Source organism: Pseudomonas sp. CC120222-01a, assembly GCF_003097235.1.
Taxonomy (GTDB): Bacteria; Pseudomonadota; Gammaproteobacteria; order Pseudomonadales; family Pseudomonadaceae; genus Aquipseudomonas.
Map to the genome: position 1 here is coordinate 42,240 of NZ_QEQQ01000004.1, position 21,506 is coordinate 63,745.

25 protein-coding genes are annotated in these 21,506 nt (G+C 65.9%); 15 read left to right on the plus strand and 10 right to left on the minus strand.

From position 1 onward, the window contains the following. Nucleotides 1-2 precede the first annotated feature (2 nt). Genes N430_RS07280 through N430_RS07290 form a run of 3 tightly spaced genes read left to right on the plus strand, consistent with a single transcriptional unit; the run spans nucleotide 3 to nucleotide 3,181 of the window. The gene (locus N430_RS07280) at nucleotides 3-830 is read left to right on the plus strand and encodes an ABC transporter permease (protein ID WP_110635404.1); all 828 of its coding nucleotides are present in this window, start codon (nucleotides 3-5) and stop codon (nucleotides 828-830) included. 2 nt (nucleotides 831-832) lie between these two features. Continuing rightward, nucleotides 833-2,467, plus strand: coding sequence for an ABC transporter ATP-binding protein (locus N430_RS07285; protein WP_178083373.1), 1,635 nt, complete (start codon nucleotides 833-835; stop codon nucleotides 2,465-2,467). Between the two features lie 9 nt (nucleotides 2,468-2,476). After that, the gene (locus N430_RS07290) at nucleotides 2,477-3,181 is read left to right on the plus strand and encodes an NAD(P)H-dependent oxidoreductase (RefSeq protein ID WP_110635401.1); all 705 of its coding nucleotides are present in this window, start codon (nucleotides 2,477-2,479) and stop codon (nucleotides 3,179-3,181) included. A 173-nt stretch (nucleotides 3,182-3,354) separates the two neighbouring features. On the opposite strand, the gene N430_RS07295 is transcribed toward N430_RS07290, so the two are convergent. Continuing rightward, nucleotides 3,355-4,746: an FAD-dependent oxidoreductase gene (locus N430_RS07295; protein WP_110635398.1), complete on the minus strand. Its 1,392-nt coding sequence runs from the start codon at nucleotides 4,744-4,746 to the stop codon at nucleotides 3,355-3,357. Between the two features lie 230 nt (nucleotides 4,747-4,976). Between N430_RS07295 and N430_RS07300 the strand changes: the two genes are divergently transcribed. Genes N430_RS07300 through N430_RS07310 form a run of 3 tightly spaced genes read left to right on the plus strand, consistent with a single transcriptional unit; the run spans nucleotide 4,977 to nucleotide 8,404 of the window. After that, on the plus strand, nucleotides 4,977-6,080 hold the full coding sequence (locus N430_RS07300) for a polyamine ABC transporter substrate-binding protein (protein WP_110635395.1): 1,104 nt from the start codon (nucleotides 4,977-4,979) through the stop codon (nucleotides 6,078-6,080). Nucleotides 6,081-6,116: 36 nt separating this feature from the next. Continuing rightward, nucleotides 6,117-7,535, plus strand: coding sequence for an aminotransferase (locus N430_RS07305; RefSeq protein ID WP_110635392.1), 1,419 nt, complete (start codon nucleotides 6,117-6,119; stop codon nucleotides 7,533-7,535). Between the two features lie 53 nt (nucleotides 7,536-7,588). Next, nucleotides 7,589-8,404 (plus strand): helix-turn-helix transcriptional regulator, encoded by an 816-nt coding sequence (locus tag N430_RS07310; RefSeq protein ID WP_110635569.1) that lies wholly within the window; start codon nucleotides 7,589-7,591, stop codon nucleotides 8,402-8,404. A gap of 6 nt (nucleotides 8,405-8,410) precedes the next feature. On the opposite strand, the gene N430_RS07315 is transcribed toward N430_RS07310, so the two are convergent. Together N430_RS07315 and N430_RS07320 are read right to left on the minus strand one after the other, a co-directional pair. Next, nucleotides 8,411-9,052 (minus strand): DUF1109 domain-containing protein, encoded by a 642-nt coding sequence (locus N430_RS07315; RefSeq protein ID WP_110635390.1) that lies wholly within the window; start codon nucleotides 9,050-9,052, stop codon nucleotides 8,411-8,413. Next, on the minus strand, nucleotides 9,039-9,626 hold the full coding sequence (locus tag N430_RS07320; RefSeq protein ID WP_110635387.1) for a sigma-70 family RNA polymerase sigma factor: 588 nt from the start codon (nucleotides 9,624-9,626) through the stop codon (nucleotides 9,039-9,041). The genes N430_RS07315 and N430_RS07320 overlap by 14 nt, the downstream gene beginning before the upstream one ends. A gap of 195 nt (nucleotides 9,627-9,821) precedes the next feature. On the opposite strand from N430_RS07320, the gene N430_RS07325 reads away from it, so the two are divergent. The 4 genes from N430_RS07325 to N430_RS07340 are packed head-to-tail and all read left to right on the plus strand — an operon-like array spanning nucleotide 9,822 to nucleotide 12,189. Next, nucleotides 9,822-10,109: a DUF2282 domain-containing protein gene (locus N430_RS07325; RefSeq protein WP_085677313.1), complete on the plus strand. Its 288-nt coding sequence runs from the start codon at nucleotides 9,822-9,824 to the stop codon at nucleotides 10,107-10,109. Nucleotides 10,110-10,125: 16 nt separating this feature from the next. Next, the gene (locus N430_RS07330) at nucleotides 10,126-10,959 is read left to right on the plus strand and encodes a DUF692 domain-containing protein (protein WP_110635384.1); all 834 of its coding nucleotides are present in this window, start codon (nucleotides 10,126-10,128) and stop codon (nucleotides 10,957-10,959) included. Then, nucleotides 10,956-11,711, plus strand: a complete 756-nt coding sequence (locus tag N430_RS07335; RefSeq protein ID WP_110635381.1) for a DNA-binding domain-containing protein — start codon at nucleotides 10,956-10,958, stop codon at nucleotides 11,709-11,711. The genes N430_RS07330 and N430_RS07335 overlap by 4 nt, the downstream gene beginning before the upstream one ends. A 10-nt stretch (nucleotides 11,712-11,721) precedes the next feature. Beyond that, nucleotides 11,722-12,189, plus strand: coding sequence for a DoxX family protein (locus tag N430_RS07340; RefSeq protein ID WP_110635379.1), 468 nt, complete (start codon nucleotides 11,722-11,724; stop codon nucleotides 12,187-12,189). 95 nt (nucleotides 12,190-12,284) lie between these two features. Here N430_RS07340 and N430_RS07345 read toward each other — a convergent pair whose 3' ends face one another. Continuing rightward, nucleotides 12,285-12,878 carry a DUF4157 domain-containing protein gene (locus tag N430_RS07345; RefSeq protein ID WP_110635376.1) on the minus strand — a complete coding sequence of 198 codons (594 nt, stop codon included), beginning with the start codon at nucleotides 12,876-12,878 and terminating at the stop codon, nucleotides 12,285-12,287. Continuing rightward, nucleotides 12,865-13,428, minus strand: a complete 564-nt coding sequence (locus N430_RS07350; RefSeq protein WP_110635374.1) for a TetR/AcrR family transcriptional regulator — start codon at nucleotides 13,426-13,428, stop codon at nucleotides 12,865-12,867. Before N430_RS07350 ends, N430_RS07345 begins: the two co-directional genes overlap by 14 nt. A gap of 87 nt (nucleotides 13,429-13,515) precedes the next feature. On the opposite strand from N430_RS07350, the gene N430_RS07355 reads away from it, so the two are divergent. Together N430_RS07355 and N430_RS07360 are read left to right on the plus strand one after the other, a co-directional pair. Continuing rightward, complete coding sequence (locus N430_RS07355; protein WP_110635372.1) at nucleotides 13,516-14,247, plus strand: SDR family oxidoreductase; 732 nt, start codon at nucleotides 13,516-13,518, stop codon at nucleotides 14,245-14,247. Nucleotides 14,248-14,273: 26 nt separating this feature from the next. Beyond that, nucleotides 14,274-14,867 carry a 2-hydroxychromene-2-carboxylate isomerase gene (locus N430_RS07360; RefSeq protein ID WP_110635364.1) on the plus strand — a complete coding sequence of 198 codons (594 nt, stop codon included), beginning with the start codon at nucleotides 14,274-14,276 and terminating at the stop codon, nucleotides 14,865-14,867. A 40-nt stretch (nucleotides 14,868-14,907) separates the two neighbouring features. Here the strand turns inward: N430_RS07360 and N430_RS07365 are convergent, their stop codons facing one another. The 4 genes from N430_RS07365 to N430_RS07380 all read right to left on the minus strand — a co-directional run bounded on the left by N430_RS07365 (nucleotide 14,908) and on the right by N430_RS07380 (nucleotide 18,401). Further along, nucleotides 14,908-15,453: a cupin domain-containing protein gene (locus N430_RS07365; RefSeq protein ID WP_027916793.1), complete on the minus strand. Its 546-nt coding sequence runs from the start codon at nucleotides 15,451-15,453 to the stop codon at nucleotides 14,908-14,910. 78 nt (nucleotides 15,454-15,531) lie between these two features. Then, entirely contained in the window at nucleotides 15,532-16,737 is a 1,206-nt protein-coding gene (locus tag N430_RS07370; protein WP_110635361.1) for an MFS transporter, read from the minus strand. A gap of 87 nt (nucleotides 16,738-16,824) precedes the next feature. Continuing rightward, nucleotides 16,825-17,358: a cytochrome b gene (locus N430_RS07375; protein ID WP_110635358.1), complete on the minus strand. Its 534-nt coding sequence runs from the start codon at nucleotides 17,356-17,358 to the stop codon at nucleotides 16,825-16,827. Next, entirely contained in the window at nucleotides 17,355-18,401 is a 1,047-nt protein-coding gene (locus N430_RS07380; protein ID WP_110635566.1) for a catalase family peroxidase, read from the minus strand. Before N430_RS07380 ends, N430_RS07375 begins: the two co-directional genes overlap by 4 nt. A gap of 130 nt (nucleotides 18,402-18,531) precedes the next feature. On the opposite strand from N430_RS07380, the gene N430_RS07385 reads away from it, so the two are divergent. Beyond that, entirely contained in the window at nucleotides 18,532-19,053 is a 522-nt protein-coding gene (locus tag N430_RS07385; protein WP_110635355.1) for a sigma-70 family RNA polymerase sigma factor, read from the plus strand. Continuing rightward, nucleotides 19,050-19,802 carry an anti-sigma factor gene (locus N430_RS07390; RefSeq protein WP_110635345.1) on the plus strand — a complete coding sequence of 251 codons (753 nt, stop codon included), beginning with the start codon at nucleotides 19,050-19,052 and terminating at the stop codon, nucleotides 19,800-19,802. The genes N430_RS07385 and N430_RS07390 overlap by 4 nt, the downstream gene beginning before the upstream one ends. Before the next feature lie 53 nt (nucleotides 19,803-19,855). Here the strand turns inward: N430_RS07390 and xthA are convergent, their stop codons facing one another. After that, the gene (gene xthA / locus N430_RS07395; RefSeq protein ID WP_079227856.1) at nucleotides 19,856-20,668 is read right to left on the minus strand and encodes an exodeoxyribonuclease III; all 813 of its coding nucleotides are present in this window, start codon (nucleotides 20,666-20,668) and stop codon (nucleotides 19,856-19,858) included. 163 nt (nucleotides 20,669-20,831) lie between these two features. Between xthA and N430_RS07400 the strand changes: the two genes are divergently transcribed. Then, on the plus strand, nucleotides 20,832-21,482 hold the full coding sequence (locus N430_RS07400; RefSeq protein ID WP_110635342.1) for an N-acetyltransferase: 651 nt from the start codon (nucleotides 20,832-20,834) through the stop codon (nucleotides 21,480-21,482). The last annotated feature ends 24 nt before the right edge of the window (nucleotides 21,483-21,506 follow it).

Here is a 21,506-nt window from a genome sequence, read left to right on the forward strand (position 1 = left end):
CCATGAGCCTGTTCACACCTGTGCTGCGCGCGCCCCTGAGCGCCAAGTTCGGCCTGCTGGTGATTGTTGCCTACACCGTGGTGGCGCTGTTTGCACCGCTGCTGGCGCCTTACGGCGAAACCCAGGTGGTCGGCGAGGGCTTCGCGCCGTGGAGCCCGCAGTTCCTGCTGGGCACCGACAACCTGGGCCGCGACACCTTCAGCCGCCTGCTGTTCGGCGCCCGCAACACCCTGGGCATTGCCTTCCTGACCACCAGCCTGGCCTTTTTGCTGGGCGGCCTGTGCGGGCTGGTCGCGGCCATCAAGGGTGGCTGGATCGACCAGGGCCTGTCGCGCCTGGTGGACATCCTGATGGCCATCCCGCAACTGATCTTTGCCTTGCTGATCCTCAGCGTGGTCGGCACCACCGCCACCTCGCTGGTGCTGGTGATCGCCCTGCTCGACGCCACGCGGGTGTTCCGCCTGTCGCGGGCGGTGGCCATGAACGTGGTGGTGCAGGACTTCGTCGAAGCCGCAAGGCTGCGCGGCGAAGGGCTGTGGTGGCTGGTCACCCGCGAAGTGCTGCCCAATGCCGCCGCGCCGCTGATTGCCGAATTCGGCCTGCGCTTCTGCTTCGTCTTCCTGTTCATCAGCGCCTTGTCGTTCCTCGGCCTCGGCATTCAGCCGCCGACCGCCGACTGGGGCAGCATGGTGCGTGACAACGCAGTGCTGATCACCTTCGGTGACATCAGCCCGCTGCTGCCGGCCCTGGCGGTGGCGTTGATCACGGTGAGCGTGAACTTTGTCGTCGACTGGGTGCTGCACCTTTCCAGCGGCCTGAAGGAGTGCTGAGCATGAACCCTGATACTTTGCTGGAGATCCGTGGCCTGCGCATCGAAGGCCACCATGACGACGCCTGGCACCCGCTGATCAAGGGCATCGACCTGACCCTCAAGCGCGGCGAGGTGCTGGGCCTGATCGGTGAGTCCGGTGCCGGCAAGTCGACCCTGGGCCTGGCCGCGATGGGCTACGTGCGCGACGGCTGCCGGATCACCGGCGGCAGCGTGTGCTTCGATGGCATTCAGCTGCTCGAGTGCAGCGCCGACACCCTGCGCAAGCTGCGCGGCCTGCGCATCGCCTATGTGGCGCAGAGCGCTGCCGCCTCGTTCAACCCGGCGCACCGGCTGATCGACCAGCACGTGGAAACGGCCGTGACCAACGGCGGCATCGACCGCGCCAAGGCCGAGGCCGAGGCGGTGGAGCTGTACCGCATCCTGCGCCTGCCCGACCCCGAGCACATCGGCCAGCGCTACCCGCACCAGCTGTCCGGCGGCCAGCTGCAGCGGGTGATGACCGCCATGGCCATGGCCTGCCACCCGGACCTGATCATCTTCGACGAACCGACCACGGCGCTGGACGTCACCACCCAGATCGAGGTGCTGGCGGCGATCCGCGACGCGGTGAAGACCTTCGGCAGCGCCGCGCTGTACATCAGCCATGACCTGGCAGTGGTGGCGCAGATGGCCGACCGCATCATGGTGCTGCGCCACGGCAGCCTGGTGGAGGAGGCGCAGACCCGCCACATGCTCAGTTCCCCGCAGCAGGCATACACCCAGTCGCTGTGGGCGGTGCGCAACTTCCACACCACGGCCAAGGCCTGCCCGGGAAATGAAAAACCCTTGTTGGAAGTGCGCAACGCCGATGCCCGCTATGGCCAGCAGCCGGTGCTGCACGACGTTTCGCTGAAGCTCTATCGCGGCCAGACCCTGGCAGTGATCGGCGAGTCGGGCAGCGGCAAGAGCACCACGGCACGCCTGATCAGCGGCCTGCTGCCGCCGACCTCGGGCCAGGTGCTGTATGACGGCGAAGCCTTGCCGGCCGACTACCGCCAGCGCAGCAAGGAGCAGCTGCGGCGTATCCAGATGATCTACCAGATCCCCGACACCGCGCTCAACCCACGCCAGCGCATCGTCGACATCATCGGCCGGCCGCTGAGCTTCTACCTGGGGCTCAAGGGCAAGGCGCTGCGCGAGCGGGTCGCCGACCTGCTGCGGATGATCGACCTGGAGCCGGCCAAGTACATGGACCGCCTGACACGCGAGCTGTCGGGCGGGCAGAAGCAGCGGATCTGCATCGCCCGTGCCCTGGCCGCCGAACCCCAGCTGATCATCTGCGACGAAGTGACCTCGGCCCTCGACCAGCTGGTGGCCGAGGGCGTTCTGAAACTGCTCGACCGCATCCAGCGCGAGCTGGGCGTGGCCTACCTGTTCATTACCCACGACGTGGCCACCGTGCGCGCCATCGCCGACGAGGTGCTGGTGATGCAGCGCGGACGGGTGGTCGACCAAGGTAGCCGCGAAGCGATCTTCCAGCCGCCGCACCGCGACTACACCGGGTTGCTGTTCTCCTGCGAACCCGAGATGGACCCCGACTGGCTCGACCGCCTGCTGGCGGCGCGCAACTCCAATTCCCCTTTGGCAACTGTTTGAGGATTGCCCATGAAAGTCCTGATCGTTCACGCTCACCCCGAGCCTCAGTCCTTCACCGCCGCACTGCGCGACCAGGCGGCGCAGACCTTCCGTGCCCAGGGCCATGAGGTGCAGGTCAGCGACCTGTACGCCATGGGCTGGAACCCGGTGGCCAGCGCCGATGACTTCAGCCACCGGGAAAACCCGGAGTACCTGGTGTATGCGCTGGAGCAGCGCCTGGGTGTAAAGAGTGGTTCCATCGCGCCGGACATCCAGCAGGAGCTGGACAAGCTGCTGTGGGCCGACCTGCTGGTGCTGAACTTCCCGATCTTCTGGTTCTCGGCACCGGCGATGCTCAAGGGCTGGATCGACCGGGTGCTGGTGTCCGGGGTTTGCTACGGCGGCAAGCGCTTCTACGACCAGGGCGGCCTGGCCGGCAAGCGTGCGCTGGTGACCGTGACCCTGGGCGGGCGCGAGCACATGTTCGGCGAAGGCGCGATCCACGGGCCGCTGGAAGACATGTTGCGGCCGATCCTGCGCGGCACCCTGGCCTATGTCGGCTTCGAGGTGCTGGAGCCGTTCGTGGCCTGGCATGTGCCGTACATCAGCGACGAGGCACGCCAGGAGTTCCTGCGCAGCTACGAGCAACGCCTGCAGCACCTGTCGGATGACCTGCCGCTGAGCTTCCCACGGCTAGACCAGTTCGATGAGGCGCTGTATCCGTTGCCGAGCTGACCGTTTGCGCGGTCTGAGCGACTGCGCAGTACCTGTGGGAGCGGCCTTGTGTCGCGAAAGGGCTGCGCAGCGGCCCCAGGATTTCAGCTACACAGCCTGCATTGGTGGGGCCGCTTCGCGGCCCTTTCGCGACACAAGGCCGCTCCCACAAAGGGGGGCGTCCAGCCTGGGTATCACGCCTTGTCCGCCTTGCCGGCTGCGGCAGCGAACTTGGCCAACTGAACATCCAGCCGGCGAGGGCGCCGGCCAAGGTCCTCGGCACGCTCCTTGCGACGAATGGCATTGCGTACCATCAATGACCCCAGGTAACGAATGGGCTCCGGCGGGAAATGCCCGAGCGGGCCGTCGAGCAACGGCGAACGTGTCCACGGGTTGTCCAGCCCCAGCACCAGCGACGACAGAATCTGACCGCCCATGTGACAGGGGCCCACACCACTGCCGGAATACCCGAAGCCATAAAAGATATTGTCCTTGGCGCCCATGCGGCCAAAGAACGGCAAACCGGTGACCGACCGATCCGAAGGGCCGTTCCAGGTCGCCGCGATATCGACGCCGGTGAATGCCGGGAAGAACTTTTCCAACGAATCGCGCAGCAGGTTCGCATAGGGTGATGGCTGGTCGAACACCGGCAGCATGCGCCCGCCGAAGGCAAAGGTATTACCCCCTTTGCCCAGCATGATTCGCCCGTCAGGCGTGTTGTGGTAGTAGTGAACGAAGATGCGCGAGTCGAGCACGGTCACGCCGCTGGTCAGGCCGATGCGCTCCAGCAGGTCTGGCCGAGGTTCGGTGATGATCATGTCGCTCGAGACAATGGCCACCGAACGCGAAAATTGTGGAAAGGCCCGGGCCATCCACGCGTTGATCGCCAGCACCACCTTGCCGCACGTGACTTTGCCGTGGGGTGTGATGACCGTGGCTGGCTGCCCTTCGTCCAGGCCGACCATGGGCGTGCCTTCTTGAATGCGCACGCCCAGCCCCAGTGCCACACGGCGCAGGCCACGCACCAGCTTGGCCGGTTGCACGCTGGCCGCTGCGGGCGAGTACCAGCCTTCCAGGTGCTGGGCCGAGCCCGCCATCCGTTGCACATCGGCGAGCGGGCGTTTGCTGAAGGTGTTGATGCCATGGCGCTCCAGCGCCGCGACCACGGCGTCGGTGGAGCCGACCTGGGCCTGACTGGTGGAGGTATACAGCGTGCCGTCGAGACGATAATCGGCATCCACGCCGTACTTTCTGCAGAAGTCGCCGATCGCGTAGATGCTCTGCTCCGACGCCTTGACCAGGCGCACGGCCTCTTCGAGCCCGAACAGACGCTCCAGGGTAAAGAACTTCGCCGACCAGGACAGCGCACAACCACCGTTGCGCCCACTGGCGCCCGCGCCGCAGATGTCCGCCTCGACGATGACCACATCGAGTGCGGGGTTCTGTTCCTTGAGCATGATGGCGGTCCACAGGCCGGTGTAGCCGCCACCGACGATGCAGACATCGGCATGGGTGTCCTGCCGCAGGGGCGGGCAGGGCTCGTCGGGCTGATTCTTCAGGGCTTGTTCCAGCCAGAAAGGGCGCATCGTGCTTCTCCAGAAAGGGACCGAAAAGGGCGCCGAGCAAGGTGCGCCCTGTGTCCCGCATCCTTGCAGCGCACTGTTCATAAATAAAATCGATTTAACGTATGCATATATAAGCTCAGTCTATGTATCAGCGACCCCACCCATTCGGGTTATGGTCCCGTGGCGCAATCCCCCGGATAGTGGCTCCATCAGCTCACCCGAGCCGATCCTGATCACACGATGGAGTTGCTATGCGCAAGGCATTGAAGGTGATTTCCAGTCTGCTGATGTGTTGTACCGCCACGGCCACCCTGGCCACCGAGGCAGACACCAGCAACACGCTCAGGTTGTACAACTGGACCGACTACATCGGCGAAAACACCCTGGCCGATTTCGAGAAACAGACCGGCATCAAGGTGATCTACGACACCTTCGACGGCTACGAAACGGTCCAGACCAAACTGCTCACCGGCCGCTCCGGCTACGACCTGGTGATGCTCAACGGCTCGCTGGTACCGCCGCTGATCAAGGCCGGGGTGTTCCAGCCGCTGGATAAATCCAAACTGCCGAGCTGGGCCAACCTCGACCCGCAAGTGGTGCAGAGCCTGCAAGCCTTCGACCCCGGCATGCGCTACTCGGCGCCCTACACCTGGGGCAGCTCGGGCATCACCTACAACGTCGACAAGATCAAGCAGCGCATGCCCGACGCGCCGATCGGCTCGCTGGCCATGCTGTTCGACCCGAAGATCGTCTCGCGCTTCGCCGACTGCGGCGTGACCGTGATGGACGCGCCCAGCGAAGTCATCCCGCTGGCCCTCAAGTACCTTGGCAAAGACCCGCAGAGCGCCAAGCCGGCTGACCTCAAGGCCGCACAGGACGTGCTCATGGGCATCCGCCCCTACATCAAGAAATTCGACTCGGTGAACTACCTCACCAGCCTGCCCAACGGCGACGTGTGCATGGCCCTGACCTGGTCCGGCGACTACGCCACCGCCCAGGCCCGCGCGGTGGAGGCGAAGAAGGACATCAACCTGGCGTTCTTCATTCCCAAGGAAGGCTCGCTGATCTGGTTCGACAGCCTCTACCTGCCCAACGACGCCCCCCACGTGGCCAACGCCCACCGCTTCATCGAATACCTGCTGCAACCCAAGACCATGGCCGACGTGACCAACTACATCCACTACGCCAACAGCAACGCGGCCGCCACGGCGCTGGTGCAGGCCGATATCCGCAACGACCCGGCCATCTACCCCGACGAGCCGACCCGCGAGCGGCTGTTTACCCAGAAGTCCCAGGACCCCCAGGCCATGCGCGCCATTACCCGGGTCTGGAGCACGGTCAAGACCGGCATCTGACACCTTTTACCGTACCGATCCGACAAGGAATTGCTTATGGCTACCCCGACTCGCCCATTGGCCGCCACCGCGCACAACGACCAGCTGGTGAAAGCCGACAAAGCCCACTACATGCACGGCTACCACATGTTCGACGAGCACGCCGAGCAAGGCGCGCTGAACATCCAGGCCGGTGACGGCGCCTACATCCACGACACCCAGGGCAACCGCTTCCTCGACGCAGTCGGCGGCATGTGGTGCACCAACATCGGCCTGGGCCGCGAGGAAATGGCCCTGGCCATCGCCGACCAGGTGCGCCAGCTGGCCTACTCCAACCCGTTCTCGGACATGGCCAACCCGAAGGCCATCGAGTTGTGCCAGAAGCTCGCCAGCCTGGCGCCCGGCGACCTCGACCACGTGTTCCTCACCACCGGCGGCTCCACCGCCGTGGACACTGCCTACCGGCTGATCCAGTACTACCAGAACTGCCGCGGCAAACCGCACAAGAAGCACGTGATCGCCCGCTACAACGCCTACCACGGCTCGACCTGCCTGACCATGTCGATCGGCAACAAGGCCGCCGACCGGGTGCCGGAGTTCGACTACGCCCACGACCTTATTCACCACGTCTCCAACCCCAACTTCTACCGGGCCGGCGACGACATGGACGAGGCCGAGTTCCTCGACTTCCTGGTGGCCGAGTTCGAGGACAAGATCCTCTCCCTGGGCGCGGACAACGTCGCCGCCTTCTTCGCCGAGCCGATCATGGGTTCGGGCGGGGTGATCATCCCGCCCGAGGGCTACTTCCAGCGCATGTGGCAGGTGTGCCAGACCTACGACATCCTCTTCGTCGCCGACGAAGTGGTCACCTCGTTCGGCCGCCTGGGCACGTTCTTCGCCTCGGAAGCGCTGTTTGGCGTCACCCCGGACATCATCACCACCGCCAAGGGCCTGACCTCGGCCTACCTGCCACTGGGTGCGTGCATCTTCTCCGAGCGCATCTGGAAGGTGATCGCCGAGCCGGGCAAGGGCCGTTGCTTCACTCACGGCTTCACCTACAGCGGGCACCCGGTGTGCTGCGTGGCGGCGCTGAAGAACATCGAGATCATCGAGCGGGAGAACTTGCTGGCCCACGTCAACGATGTCGGCAGCTACCTGGAGCAGCGCCTGCAGACCCTGGCTGAACTGCCGCTGGTTGGCCAGGTGCGCTGCATGAAGCTGATGGCCTGTGTCGAGTTCGTCGCCAACAAGCAGACCAAGGCGCTGTTCCCGGACGCGGTGAACATCAGCGAGCGCATCCATGTGCGGGCCCAGGCCAAGGGCCTGCTGGTGCGCCCGATCATGCACCTGAACGTGATGTCGCCGCCGCTGATCATCACCCACGCCCAGGTCGACGAGATCGTCGACACCCTGCGCAGCTGCATTCTCGAGGCGGCGCAGGAGCTGACCGAGCAGGGCCTGTACCACGGCCAATGATCGACCTTCTGCCAAAGATGCACGCGCGTGCCCCGGCCGGTAGACTGCGGGGCATGAGCCGAGCACACGAAAACACCACAATAAACCTGCCGTTTCATGCCCTGCAGCAATGGCACAGCGCCCTGCAACAGGCCTTCGCCCACAGCGAGGGCCCGGACGCGCTGGCCTGGCTGGCGGCAGCCATCAGCCAGCTGGTGGCCGCCGAGTCGATGTTGATCAGCCTCGAACGCAAGGGCCAGCCGCCGCAGCTGCTGTATCAGCAGGGCATCCCCGACCGTTATCACGAGGCGGTGCTGGAGCGCTATTTCGCCGCGGGCTACCTGCTCGACCCGTTCTGCCTGGCGGTGCAGAAGGGCCTGGCGCAGGGCTTCTACCACCTGGAAGACATCGCCCCGGACAATTTCTTCGACAGCGACTACTACAAGACTTATTACCTGGGCACCGGCTGCAGCGAGGACAGCTACTTCATCGTCGACCTGGGCAACGACAGCAAGATCTCCCTGAGCCTGTTCCAGGGCTGCAGCGGTGCGCGCCTGGGCGAAGCACAGCTGCACCTGTTGCAGGCGGTGGAGCCGATGGTTCGCGAGCTGCTGATGCGCTTTGCCCGGCACGGCCTGGAGCCGCAGCCGGAAGCGAATGAAAGCGTGCAGGCCGCGTTCGACAGCTTTGGGTGCGGGGTGCTGACCGAGCGTGAGCGGCAAGTGGCGCAGATGGTGTTGCAGGGGCACTCGGTGAAATCCACCGCCCATGAGCTGGGCATCTCGCCAGAGACGGTGCGCATGCACCGCAAGAACCTGTACCTGAAGCTGGAGATCAACTCGCAATCGGAGCTGTTCGCCCAGTTCATCGGCTGGTTGCGGCGGATCTGAGCGGGCTCACCAGCGCAGCAGGCGCGGGCCCAGCCAGGCGCCGAGCGCGGTCGGCAGCAGCATGCCGAGCACGTACCACAAGCCCCAGAACGGCACGCCCATCTCCGGGCAGTGCAGGCAGTAGGCCAAGGTGGCCGTGGAGCCGGCCAGCAGGCCACCGGCAGCGCCGGCCTGGCGCAAACGGGTCGGTGCCAGGCCGCGCAGGGCCCAGAGCACGCTTGCCAGCCCCGGCAGCGAGAGCAAGGTGATGTTCAGCGCACAGGTGCGCCAGGTGCGGCCGAACAGCAGGTCGGCGCGTGCATCGAGCGGGGCACCGGCCAGGCTCAGCGCCGCCCCCAGCCACAGCAGCAGCAGGGGCAGGCCCAGCAGCCCCCAGGCCAGGCCACCGCGCACGCCCGGCCTGGCCAGCCGGCTGGTCAGCCACAGCCCGAGCAACGCCAGGCTGCCGGGCAAGGCCACCTTGGCCCAGAACAGCGGCGTGCGTGCCACTTCGGCGAGATCGCTACGCACGCCGTAGAGGGCCGCGGTCATCAGCACTGCGGCCAGGCCGCCGAGCACCACGGCCAGCCCCAGGCGCCGAATCGTAGCGTTGTGCTGCACCGGGCCTTCGCCTGCGGCCAGCAGGCAGATCAGGTCATCGGTCTTCATCGTCGTATTTACCTCCAATCAACCTGGCCAGGGCCTTGAGGCCACGGTGTATGCCCACCTTGACCGCTGAGCTGGAAAGCCCGGTCAGTTGCGCGGTTTCCTCTACCGACAGCCCCTGCAACTTGACGTGGACAATCGGCAGCCGCTGGCGCTCGGGCAGCTGTTGCAGCAGCCTGGCCAGGTCGCGGCTGGCTTCGGCAGGTTCCGCATCGCTGCTGGCGAACAGCTCGGCGTCGTCATCCAGTGGCGCGCTGTGCGCATCCAGACGGGCCCGGCTGCGCAGGTAATCGACCAGCTTGTAGCGGGCGATCGCCTGCACCCAGGCGGTCAACGGTTGCTGCGCCTGATAAGTATGCCGTGCGTTGTGCACCGCCAGCAGCACCTCCTGCAGCAGGTCCTCGATCTCGGCCGGGCGGCTGGCCAGGCGCCGCCGCAGAAACGCCCGGATATGCAGCGCCAGGGCCGCGAGGAAGGCCCGGTAGGCCTGCGCATCACCCGCCAGCCCGGCCAGCAGCAAGGTTTGCAGCTGGGTTTCGCGCGCATCGAGCACTGCCTGTGAGTTAGTTCGCTGCATGGGCCGCCTGGGTTACACCGTGGGTGCATTTTCGGTGAGCCAGCCGTCGGCGACCCCCTGGATTGAAACCTTAGGTCGCCGCAGCCGGTTGAGCGAAAAATTTTTCCAGGGCTGTAACCCGATCCGCACATGCCACGAACTACTCCATGAGCCGCCGGTAAACCTGCCACGGCCACCCACTCTGGAGACTTCAGCATGAAAACCTTAGCCCTCGCCACCGCTGCCCTGGCCCTCGCTTCGCTGGCAAGCGCCGCCCTGGCAGCCACCCCCACCCAGCCGGCCGGCAGCGGCGCCGCCATGGAAAAATGCTACGGCGTCGCCATGGCCGGCAAGAACGACTGCAAGGCCGGCGCCGGCACCACCTGCGCAGGCTCCGCGAAAAAGGACTACGACGGCATGCACTGGAAGAACGTTCCGGCCGGCACCTGCACCTCGATCAAGACCCCGAACGGCATGGGCTCGCTGACGCCGATCCAGTCCTGAGCAGAGGAGGCCGACCATGAACGGCAAGGCAGCACTGGGCGCCGGGATCGGGCTCAAGGCCGAGCACTATGACGCGGCGCTGGCGTGCAGCGCCGAGGGGCTCTGGTTCGAGGTTCACCCGGAGAACTACATGGTCGGCGGCCCGCGCCTTGCCTGGCTGCTGCGCATCGCCGAGCGCCACCCGCTGTCGCTGCACGGCGTGGCGCTGTCGCTGGCGGCCGATGCCGAGCCGGACCCGCAGCACCTGCAACGCTTGCGCACGCTGATCGACCAGGTGCGGCCGGCGCTGGTGTCCGAGCACCTGGCCTGGTCGACCTGGCGCGGCGCCTATCACCCCGACCTGCTGCCGTTCCCACGCAGCAGTGAGGCCCTGGCCCGCATCAGCAGCAATATCCAGCGCAGCCAGGAAGCGCTGGGGCGGCGGATCTCGATCGAGAACCCCAGCCATTACCTGCAACTGGACGGGCATGAGTGGGACGAGATCGATTTCCTGGCGGAACTGGCCCAGCGTACCGGTTGCGGCTTGCTACTGGACGTCAACAACGTCTATGTCAGCGCGCACAACCTGGGCTTCAGCGCTGCCGAGTATCTGGACCGCTTTCCGGCACAGGCGATCAGCGAAATCCACCTGGCCGGCTACAGCCACGACGCGCAGGGCAGCATGCTGATCGACTCGCACGATGCGCGAATCGCCGAGCCGGTCTGGGCGCTTTACCGGCGCCTGATCGCCCGGATCGGCCCGCGGCCGACACTGGTCGAGCGGGATGGCAATGTCCCGTCGTTCAATGAACTGCTGGGCGAACGGGCCATGGTCCAGGCGACCCTTGATAGCCCAGGAGAGCAGCCATGAACCTCACCTTGAGTCAGTTCCAGGACGCGTTCGTCGCCGCCTTGCAGGGGCACCCGGCGCCAGGGCTGGCGGCGCTCACCGGGCAGCCGGCGTTCGCGGTGTACCGCAACACGGTCATGGCCGGCTGTGTGGAGGCGTTGTGTGACAACTTTCCCAGTGTGCTGACCCTGGTCGGGCGTGAATGGATGGAGGCTGCTGCTGCGGCCTACGCACGGCAAGCGCCACCCGACGACCCACGGCTGATCCATTACGGCGCAGCCTTCGCCGACTTTCTCGAGCAGGGGCAGGCACAACACGGCGTGCCGTACCTGGCCGAGGTTGCACGGCTGGATGCCTGCTGGAACGAGGCCTTCAGCGCGCTCGATGCGCCTTGCCTCGACCTGGCCGAACTGGCGGGCATGACGGCCGGCGACCTGGCGCGCAGCGTTCTCTACCCCCGGAGCAATGCCCGCTGGCACTGGTGCGCGGCGCACCCGGCCTACCGCCTCTGGCGCTGCGGCCGCGAGCAGCTGGCCTGGGCGGACGATCAGCCCTGGGCCGGCGAAGGTGCGCTGTTCGTCGGCGGCCCCGAAGGCGTCATTCACCAGCCGCTGGAGGAGGGCGGCTGCGCGTTCCTGCAGGCCTGCGCAGCCGGGCAGCCCCTTGAACAGGCTTCTGAGTTTGCCCAACACACCCAACCGGACCTGGACTTCGGCGACCTGCTCGGCCGCCTGGTTGCTGCACAGGTCTTTCGCCCGCTCAGCTTTGCTTGAGGACACCGCCATGGACCACGTCCACGCCACACCCTTGACCAGCAACCTGCGCCATGCCTGGAACCGGCTTGCCGACGCCCTGCAACAGCACCTGGGCGACAGCATCTTGTGCCTGGTTGCGCGGATCGGCATTGCCTCGGTGTTCTTCCTGTCCGGGCGAACCAAGGTCGAAGGCTTTCTCACCATCACACCGAGCACCTACGAGCTGTTTCGAACCGAGTACGCCTTGCCGCTGCTTTCCCCCTGGCTGGCGGCGCACCTGGCGACGTACGCCGAGCACCTGTTCTCGCTGCTGCTGGTGCTGGGCCTGATGACCCGGCTGTCGGCATTGGCACTGCTGGGCATGACCACGGTAATCGAAGTGTTCGTCTACCCCGATGCCTGGCCCACCCACCTGACCTGGGCGGGTTTGCTCCTGCTGCTGATCGCGCGTGGGGCGGGCAAGTTGTCTCTGGATCATCTGCTGAAGGTGCGCTGATCGCTGGCAAGTGAGGAATGTCTGGCGGGCGGCGCTCGATCAGTCAGGCGCGAGTCATGTCCCTGCTCCTCTACCCGCGAAGAGGCCAGTGCAGGTTATCGAGCCTGCCCGGAACTGCGCTCACGCAATGCCTTCCCCACCTCGGCCTCGATCTTGTAGGCCGGCCCTTCCAGCTCCTCGTAGTTGCGCGTATAGCGCCGGGCAAACTCATTTACCCCCAGTTGCTGATACTGCTGCACATGCTTCAGTTCATGGGCCCAAAGCGCCACGTTGTCCTCGGCATCGCTGGCATGGCGGAAGATGATGGTGTCGATCAGCGTCACTGCGTTTACGTCGGGGTTTTGCAGCATGGCGTTGGCCGCCGTGACCTGCTGCTCGTCACCGACCCGGTAGCGCGCAGCATCGAGCACGGCAAAGTCGTACCAGGGCTCCAGTTGCGCGCGGATGTGCAAAGGGATCGGTTGGCTGCCGCTGGCCGTGGCTTCGTCGCGAGCCTGTTGCAAGGCAAACGCCAGGCTGCTCGACGCCACGGTCTCGACATCCTTGAGAATCTGCCCGGCCTGGCCGGGGTCGATCGGCGCGCAGAAACAGCCCATCAGGCACACCTGATACTGCCCCGGCGGGCAGGCCTGTTCGGCCAGGGCGGGCGCTGCCAGCAGCAGCCCCAACAGCAGGTTAATTCGCTTCATTCAATGCCCTGTCGACAAAGCCTTTGCTGGCATCGAGCAACTGCTGTTGCACCGCTTCACTGGCCAGCATGCGCCCGACCACCAGTGCGCCGACGCACTGGCTGATCAGCACCCAGGCCAGCGCCGGGTCTTCCAGGGTTTCGCTCCACGCGCCATGCAAGCCGACCAGCCAGTGCTCGGCCTCTTCGCGCACGGGCCGTTCGGCGCGGGCGATTTCCACCCCCAGTGGCGGCAGTGGACAGCCGCCTTCGGCATTGTGCAGGTGGGCCAGACTCAGGTACTGCTGCAGGCAGCGGGCCAGGCGTTCGCGGCTGGCACCCTGGTTGGCCAGGCGCGCCAGCGGGCTGTTGCACAGTTCCTGGCGGACCACCTCGGTGAACAGGTCGTCCTTGGATGGGAAATGGTTGTAGAAAGCGCCGCCGGTCAGGCCGATGGCTTTCATCAACCCGGCCACGCCGGTACTGGAGAAACCGCCACGCTTGGCCAGCGCGCCGCTGCTGGCCAGCAGCTTGTCGCGGGTCTGCTGCTTGTGTTCGGTGGAGTAGCGCATGCACGGCCTCTTCGCGCTGCTTGACGATGGGGGCGATCATAACATAGCGTTCGTTTACTAAACGATCATTCACCAATGGAGGCAGGCATGGCAGAACAACAAAAAGTGGTGCTGGTGATCGGTGCCGGGGACGCCACCGGTGGCGCGATCGCCAAGCGCTTTGCCCGTGAGGGTTATGTCGCGTGTGTCACCCGGCGTCAGGCCGAAAAGCTGCAGCCGCTGATCGACGAGATCCGCGCTGAAGGGGGCCAGGCCCATGGCTTCGGCTCGGATGCGCGCAAAGAAGAGGAGGTGGCCGAGCTGGTCGACACCATCGAGCGTGATATCGGCCCGATCGAAGCCTTTGTCTTCAATATCGGCGCCAATGTGCCGTGCAGCATCCTTGAAGAGACCCCGCGCAAATACTTCAAGATCTGGGAAATGGCCTGCTTCGCCGGCTTCCTCACCGCCCAGGCGGTGGCCCGGCGTATGGTCACCCGTGAACGCGGCACCATCCTCTTCACGGGGGCCACCGCAGGCACTCGCGGCGCTGCCGGTTTCGCTGCCTTCGCCGGCGCAAAGCACGGGTTGCGCGCCCTGGCCCAGAGCATGGCGCGGGAGCTTGGCCCACGGAACATCCACGTGGCCCATGTGGTGGTGGATGGTGCCATCGACACCGCGTTCATCCGCGACACGTTCCCCGAACGCTACGCGCTGAAGGATCAGGACGGCATTCTCGACCCGGCGCACATCGCCGACAGTTACTGGTTCCTGCATGCCCAGCCCCGTGATGCCTGGACCTTCGAACTGGACCTGCGCCCGTGGATGGAACGCTGGTAAGCCTGACTGACCAAGGAGAGTGACGTATGAGCAAGACCGTGGAGTTCTACTTCGACCTGGGCAGCCCGGCCAGCTACCTGGCCTGGACCCAGTTGCCTGCACTGTGCGCCCGGCATGGCGCAACCCTGGTCTACCGGCCCATGCTGCTGGGTGGGGTGTTCCAGGCCACCGGCAACGCTTCGCCAGCGATGATCCCTGCCAAGGGCCGCTACATGTTCACCGACCTGGGCCGTTATGCCCGCCGTTATGGCGTGCCATTCGGGCTGCCGCCGGGGTTCCCGGTCAACACGCTGACCCTGATGCGCGGCGCCATCGGCATGCAGCTTCGGGCGTCAGCGCAATTCGAAGCGTTGTTGGCCGCGCTGTTCAAGGGACTGTGGGAACAGCGACGCAACTTGAGTGATGGCGCGGTACTGGATGAAACGCTCGGCCAGGCTGGCTTCGACCCTGGGGCATTTCATGCGCTGGCGGCGGATGGCGAGGTCAAGGCCGAACTCAAGCGAGTGACCGAAGAGGCGGTTGCGCGGGGTGTGTTCGGTGCGCCGACCTGCTTTGTCGACGGGGAGATGTTCTTCGGCCAGGACCGCCTGGATTTCGTCGCGCAAGCGTTGAGCCGTTGAGGCTGGATGGCCTCGCCACGGGGGCGAGGCCAAACCTGGCTCAGAAATTCGCCGGGGTGTTGGCGCTGATGATCTCCGCCTCGTCCTGGCCAATGTTCTTGAAACTGTGCGGCAGGGTAGTGGGGATGTAGTAACCATCGCCCGAGTTGAGGATGCTCACCTGGCCATCGACCCACAGTTCCACGGTGCCACGGGTGACCAGGCCACATTCTTCGCCTTCGGCATGCACGATCGGTTCGCCGGAATCGGCACCCGGGGCATACAGCTCGCGCAGCATGCGCATCTGCCGGGCCTCGACGCTGGCGCCGACCAGCAGCATGCGCAGGCCATTGCGGCCCAGGTCAGGCTGCTCGCTGGCGCGGAACACGAAGCGCTCTTCGCGCACCGGCTCGTCAAAGCTGAAGAACTCGGCGAGGGTCATGGGGATCCCTTCGAGGAGTTTTTTCAGGGAGCTGACCGAAGGGCTGACACGGTTCTGTTCGATCTGCGAGATCGTCGAGTTGGTCAACCCGCTGCGGCGGGCGAGTTCCCGTTGGGAGAGGTTGTTGCGTTCACGCACCAGTTTGAGTCGCGTCCCCGTGTCCATAGCCGCCTTGTAATCAGAGGTGTTTAAAATAATTAGCGACGCATTAAAACACACTCTGCACGCTTGCGCGCTGTGCTTTCAGGGGCGTTGGTCACGCGGCAGCGGCCACAGCCCGACCAGCAGCAACAGCAGCGCCACTGCCAGGAACGGCAGGCGTGGATCCAGGGCGTAGACCAGTGTTCCAGCCAGCGGGCCGATCACCGCGCCCATGCCCTGGGCTGCGCCAATCGAGCCCGCAGTGGCGCCTTGTTCCGAGGCCTGCATGGCATTGGCCGCCAGCGCGGAAAACGCCGGGAACACAAAGCCCATGCCGGCTGCGGCAACAAAGTAGCAACTCCACAGCCAGGGCGCCGTGGTGGCCAGTGCGCCACAGGCGAAACCCAGTGCCGACACGCTGGCGCCGACCCGGATCATCTTCAATGGCGGCCACTCCAGTTGGCGCAGCAGCACCTGCGACAGGATCAGCGCCACCCCGACGGTGGTCAGGGCGATGCCGGCCGCCTGGGCGGCATCGGTCGGCGCCAGCTGCAGGCGGTCGAGGGCGAAGAAACCGACGACGATCTGCGACACCGTGACGCTGAGCATGGCGCTGAACGCCACCAGCAGTGGCCGGCGCAGGCGCGGGTCGCTGAGCCGGACAGGGCTGGGCGCATGGCTTTGCGCAAGGGGTTGGGGCTTGAGCTTGAACAGCAGCACCAGGAACGCGCTGGCCGGCAGCAGTGACATGACATGGAACGGCAGGCTGAGGCTGTGCTGTGCCAGCACGGCTGCCAGCGCCGGCCCCACCACCAGGCCCACGGCATTCGCCGCGCCCAGCGAAGCCATGGCCCGCGCCCGGCGCTGTGGCTCGACATGGTCGGCGATCAGCGCGTTGCAGCCCACCGGGATGGCGGCGTAGAAGGCGCCGATGCAACCGCGTGCCAGCATCAGGCCGACGAACGCCAGGCCCGCCCCCGGCAGCCAGCGCAGCGCCCCTTCGACGAACAGGCACAGCAGCCAGTAGGCCAGGGTGAAGCCGGCGCTACCCAGCAGCAGGATGCGGCGACGCCCCACGCGGTCGGACAACCGCCCCCATGGGCGGGCCAGCAGTACCCAGACCACACCGGCCACGGTTACCGCTGCGCCGGCTTGCCAGGTGGCCATGCCGAGCAGGCGCGAGATCGGCCCGATCAGCGCGACGAAGGCCATCATCGACATGGTGCAGGCCATGTTGGCCAGCAGTAACGGGCGCATGTCCAGGGTGTTGGCGGGTGTCAGTAATGCAGGATCCTTTGCGACGTTCATCAGGCAGTCCAGGGCAGGTCGACAAGAAAGCTGTCGAGCTTAATGAGAATAATTGTTGTTTGTCGAGCCCGCCCGGGCATCAGCCTGTCATTCGCTGCGCCGCACGGGGCCTGGCCACATGCTACGCAACACGCCGTCCCTGCGCACCAAGGCATGCATCAGCGCAGCGCCCAGGTGCACCAGCACCGTGGCGAACAGCAGGTAGCCGGCCCAGCCATGGGCCTGGCGCAGCACGGCATACAGTTGCAGGTCGTGCGGGGCGATTGCCGGCAGTTGCAGGGGGCGTGGGTAGCCGCCCGCCGACAGCATTGCCCAGCCCAGCAGCGGCATGGCCAGCATCAGGCCGTAGAGCAGCAGGTGCGAGGCGCCTGCGGCAAAACGTTGAAACGCCGGCAGGTCGGCGGGCAATGGCGGATGTGGCAAGGTCAGGCGCAGGCCAATGCGCACGATCACCAGTACCAGCAAGGCCAGGCCCGTGGCCTTGTGCAGTTCGACCAGCAACGGGTGGCGCGGTGACAGGTCGCCGACCATGCTCACGCCGATGAACAGCATGCCGATGATCAGGATCGCCATCAGCCAGTGCACCAGGCGCGCCAAGGGGTGGAAGACTTCAGGTTTCATCGCTGTGCTCCTGCGCCGAGGGTCTCGCGGCTGCGGCGGTTGAAGGATTCCGAATAGGCTGCCGAACGGGCGGCGAGAATCGGGTCGGCGGACGGTTCGATGCCGCTGGGCAGGATCAATGGGTCGAAGTTCAGGTCACGGCAGGCGCCTTGTTCGGGGGCGTCGACCTGTTCGACCACCAGGGTGCCTGCATCGACGCTACGGCGCTCGGCTGGCCATGGGCGGGCCGGATCGTCCACTGCATCGCCCGGGTCGGCCAGCACCAGGCGCAGGGTCCAGCGCAGTGGACCTTGGGTCAGGCGCTGTTGCAGGTCGTGCTGGAGGAACTGCTTGTCGTCGACCTGGCCGGGCAGGGCGGTGAAGGGCGTTTGCGGTTCGAGCAGCCAGCGCACCGGGTGCGCCGTGCCGCTGGCATCGATCAGGCGGAAGGCGTTGATGCTGTGGTACTGGGTGCTGGCGAAGCTGTCGCTGGGCTTGTAGCCCGCCGCCCATTGGCGAAATGCCGCGCTTTCCGGGTGGGCGGCGAAGAATGCCTGCAGCTTGGCTGGGTCTGGCTTGCCGGTGGCCGGGTCTGGCGCGCCTGCCAGCACCTGGTCGTAGAAGCCCTGCGGGGTGCTGACCGCCAGCACCGGCGGGTTGTTCATGCCGGTACGCCAGACCTGGCCGTCATCGGTACTCAGCTGGATGGCCAGGCTGCGCACCGGCACGCCGGTATCCGGGGCGAACGGGTTGGCGCCGCCGATGGCGAAGCGGCCGATCACCGGCACCCGCGCCTGGCTGAAGGCCCGTGCAGTCGACAAGCTCGCGGCCTGGCCGCTGGGCTGGAAGTAGCCGCTGACGCACAGGCCCTTGGCGTGGTTCTTGCGGTAGCCTGGATGGTGGCCGGCCTGGGCCTCGAAGGTGTCGATGATGCGTTGCGGGGTCAGTTGCGGCCCGCCGATCCAGCCTGCGGCATAGGCGAAGCCTGCGCCCAGCGCCAGCATCACGGCGCCTATGCCGGCCAGGCGCAGCGCCTTGGCGGGGCCTTGCAAGGGTGAATTCATGGTGGTCATCCGGTTCAGTGAAGGTGCCGGTACGACGGGGCAGGGAAAAACTTATTCCATCGGCGGGAATAGATTTTCTTGCCAGGCGTCTGCCCCATACACTGACAACCCCAGCGCCCGGTACCTGACCATGCACGATCTGGACGAACAGCAATGGCGTGAACTGTTGCAGCGCCTGCGCCGCTTTGCCGTGTGGCTGACCCGTGAACCCGGCAGTGCCGATGACCTGGTCCAGGCCACGGTCGAGCGCGCCCTGAGCCGCCGTGGCCAGCAACGCGAAGCCGAGGCCCTGCGCGCCTGGCTGTTCACCATTCTTTATCGGCTGTTTCTCGACGGTAAACGCCGCGAGCGTTTGCATGCTCGCTGGCTGTCGTGGTTCGGCCGCAGCGCCGTGGAACACGAAGCGGTGGGCGACAATACCGAGGATATCGTCCTGGCCCAGGCCGACTTGCAGGCCTTCGCCCAGCTGTCGACCGAGCAGCGGGCCTTGCTGCTGCTGGTCAGCATCGAAGGGCTGAGTTACAAGGACGCGGCCGCAGCCCTGGAAATCCCCATTGGTACGGTGATGTCGCGCCTGTCGCGCGCCCGTGCCGCCTTGCGCGAACTGACCGAGGGCAACCCCCAGCCGCCGGCCTTGCGGAGACTCAAATGACACGCCTGATCCCTGGTGAAGACGAGCTGCACGCCTACATCGACGACCGCCTGGAGCCGGCGCGGCGCGCCGAGGTACAGGCCTGGCTGGCGGCCAACCCGCAGCAAGCGGCGCGGGTCGAGGCCTGGCGCAATGACGCCCGGCGCCTGCGCGCGGCCCTGGCAGGGTTTGCCGAGCAGCCTGGTGCGGCCACGCTCGACCTGCGCCAGGTGCAGCAGCGGGTGCGCCAGCGCCGGCAGCGGCGGCTGGCTTCAGCAGCGGTGTTGCTGCTGGCCATGGGCGTCGGCGGGTTGGGTGGCTGGCAGGCACGGCAGGTGACCTTGGCCAGCAATGAACTGCCGATGGCCGATGCGGTGCAGGCCCATCGGTTGTTTGCCGGCAGTGAGGCACTGGATATCCAGGCCAGCGACCCGGCGCAGCTGCGCGACTGGCTGGGCCGGCATTTCAGCCGCGTGGGGCAGCTGCCTGACCTGGCGGGTTACGGCTTTCAGCCGGTGGGCGCGCGCTTGCTCAGTAACGAGCAGGGGCCGGCGGCGCTGCTGGTGTTCCAGGACCGCAACGGCCAGCGCATCAGCCTGTTCCTGCGTTCACCGGGTGACCGCTATGAGCGCATGCCGCAGGGGCAGCGGGTCGACGGGCAACTGGAGGCGCGGTACTGGTCGCATGGGGCGTACAACTTTGCCCTGGTCAGCGCGGCGGACGATGGGCGAGGGGCGGGGGTAGGGGAGGCGTTGCGCCTGGGGCTTTAACGGCTATCGTGTGTGCCTCTTCGCGGGCAAGCCCGCGAAAGCGTCGGATCAGGTCAGCTCAATTCGAGCCAGATCGGCGCATGGTCTGACGGCTTTTCCATCCCACGCAGCTCATAGTCCACGCCGGCCGCCTTGATCCGCGGCACCAGTGCCTGGGAGGCCATGATCAGGTCGATGCGCAGGCCGCGCTTGGGTTCGTCCTCGAAGCCGCGGCTGCGGTAGTCGAACCAGCTGAAGCGGTCGGCCACCTCCGGGTGCAGATGGCGGAAGCTGTCCACCAGGCCCCAGCCCTTGAGGCGCTCCATCCACTCGCGCTCTTCCGGCAGGAAGCTGCACTTGCCAGTCTTCAGCCAGCGTTTGGCGTTGTCCGGGCCGATACCGATATCGCAGTCCTGGGGCGAGATGTTCATGTCGCCCATCACCAGTACCGGCTGGTCGTTCTTGAACTGCCCTTCGAGCAACGCCTGCAGATCGCTGTAGAAACGCTGCTTGGCCGGGAACTTGGTGGGGTGGTCACGGCTTTCACCTTGCGGGAAGTAGCCGTTCATGACGGTGATCGGGTTGCCGTCGGCATCGGCGAAGGTGCCCCAGATGAAGCGGCGCTGGGCATCTTCTTCATCCGTGGCAAAGCCCTTGAACAGGCTCAGCGGCGCCTGGCGCGAGAGCAGGGCGACCCCGTAGTGGCCTTTCTGGCCGTGGTAGTGCACGTGGTAGCCCAATGCCTGGACATCGGCCAGGGGGAACTGATCGTCGCTGACCTTGGTTTCCTGCAGGCCGATCACGTCCGGCTGGTGCTTTTCGATCAGCGCCGCCAGCTGGTGCGGGCGGGCCCGCAGGCCGTTGATGTTGAAACAGACGATCTTCATGGAAAGACAATCCTGGTAAAAGGCCGGATGCTAGCCGACATCGGCGTTCATCACCAGCGTGGCGGCTTGGCCAAGGCGCTGCTAACGTGCTGGATGAGGTGAACGATGCGCTGTGGAGCACCTCCAAGGCACTGACATGCCCTTTCCAGGAGGACGACCTGCCATGCTCGAAGCCACTGCCGCCCAGGCGCGCATCTGCACCCTCGATGACGGCTACAGCCGTGAGGCGCGTTCGCTGCTGTACAACGCCTACCGCCACGAACCGACCTTCGCCTATATCTTCGAGGCCCAGCGCCCGGGCTACGAACGCAGGTTGCGGGTGATGGTGCGCGAGTGGGTACGCCAGCACTTCTATCTGCAGTTGCCGGCCATCGGCCTGCTGCTGGATGACCGCCTGATCGCCCTGGCCCTGATCGTGCCGCCGCAACGTCGCCTGGGTGTGGCCGATAGTTGGGCCTGGCGCTTGCGCATGCTGCTGGGCACCGGCCAGCGCTGCACCCGGCGCTACATGGATTACCAGGCGGCGCTGGCCAGCTGCCTGCCGAGTGAACAGGTGCACATGCTGCCATTGCTGGGGGTGCACCCACAGTTTCGCGGTGCTCACTACGGCGAACAATTGTTACAAGCTGTTCACGACTGGTGCGCGGAAGACCCCAATACCCAGGGCGTGGTGCTGGACTCCGGCAACGAGCATTACCTGGCGTTTTACGCGCGCCAGGGCTATGAAGAGATAGGCGAAGTGGCTGTAGGGCCAATCCGGGAAAGGGTGTTCTTTCACCCCAATCCAGTGTCATCCATGTCATCAATTGCTTGAAGAAGGCCGCCAGGCGCCTCCCTT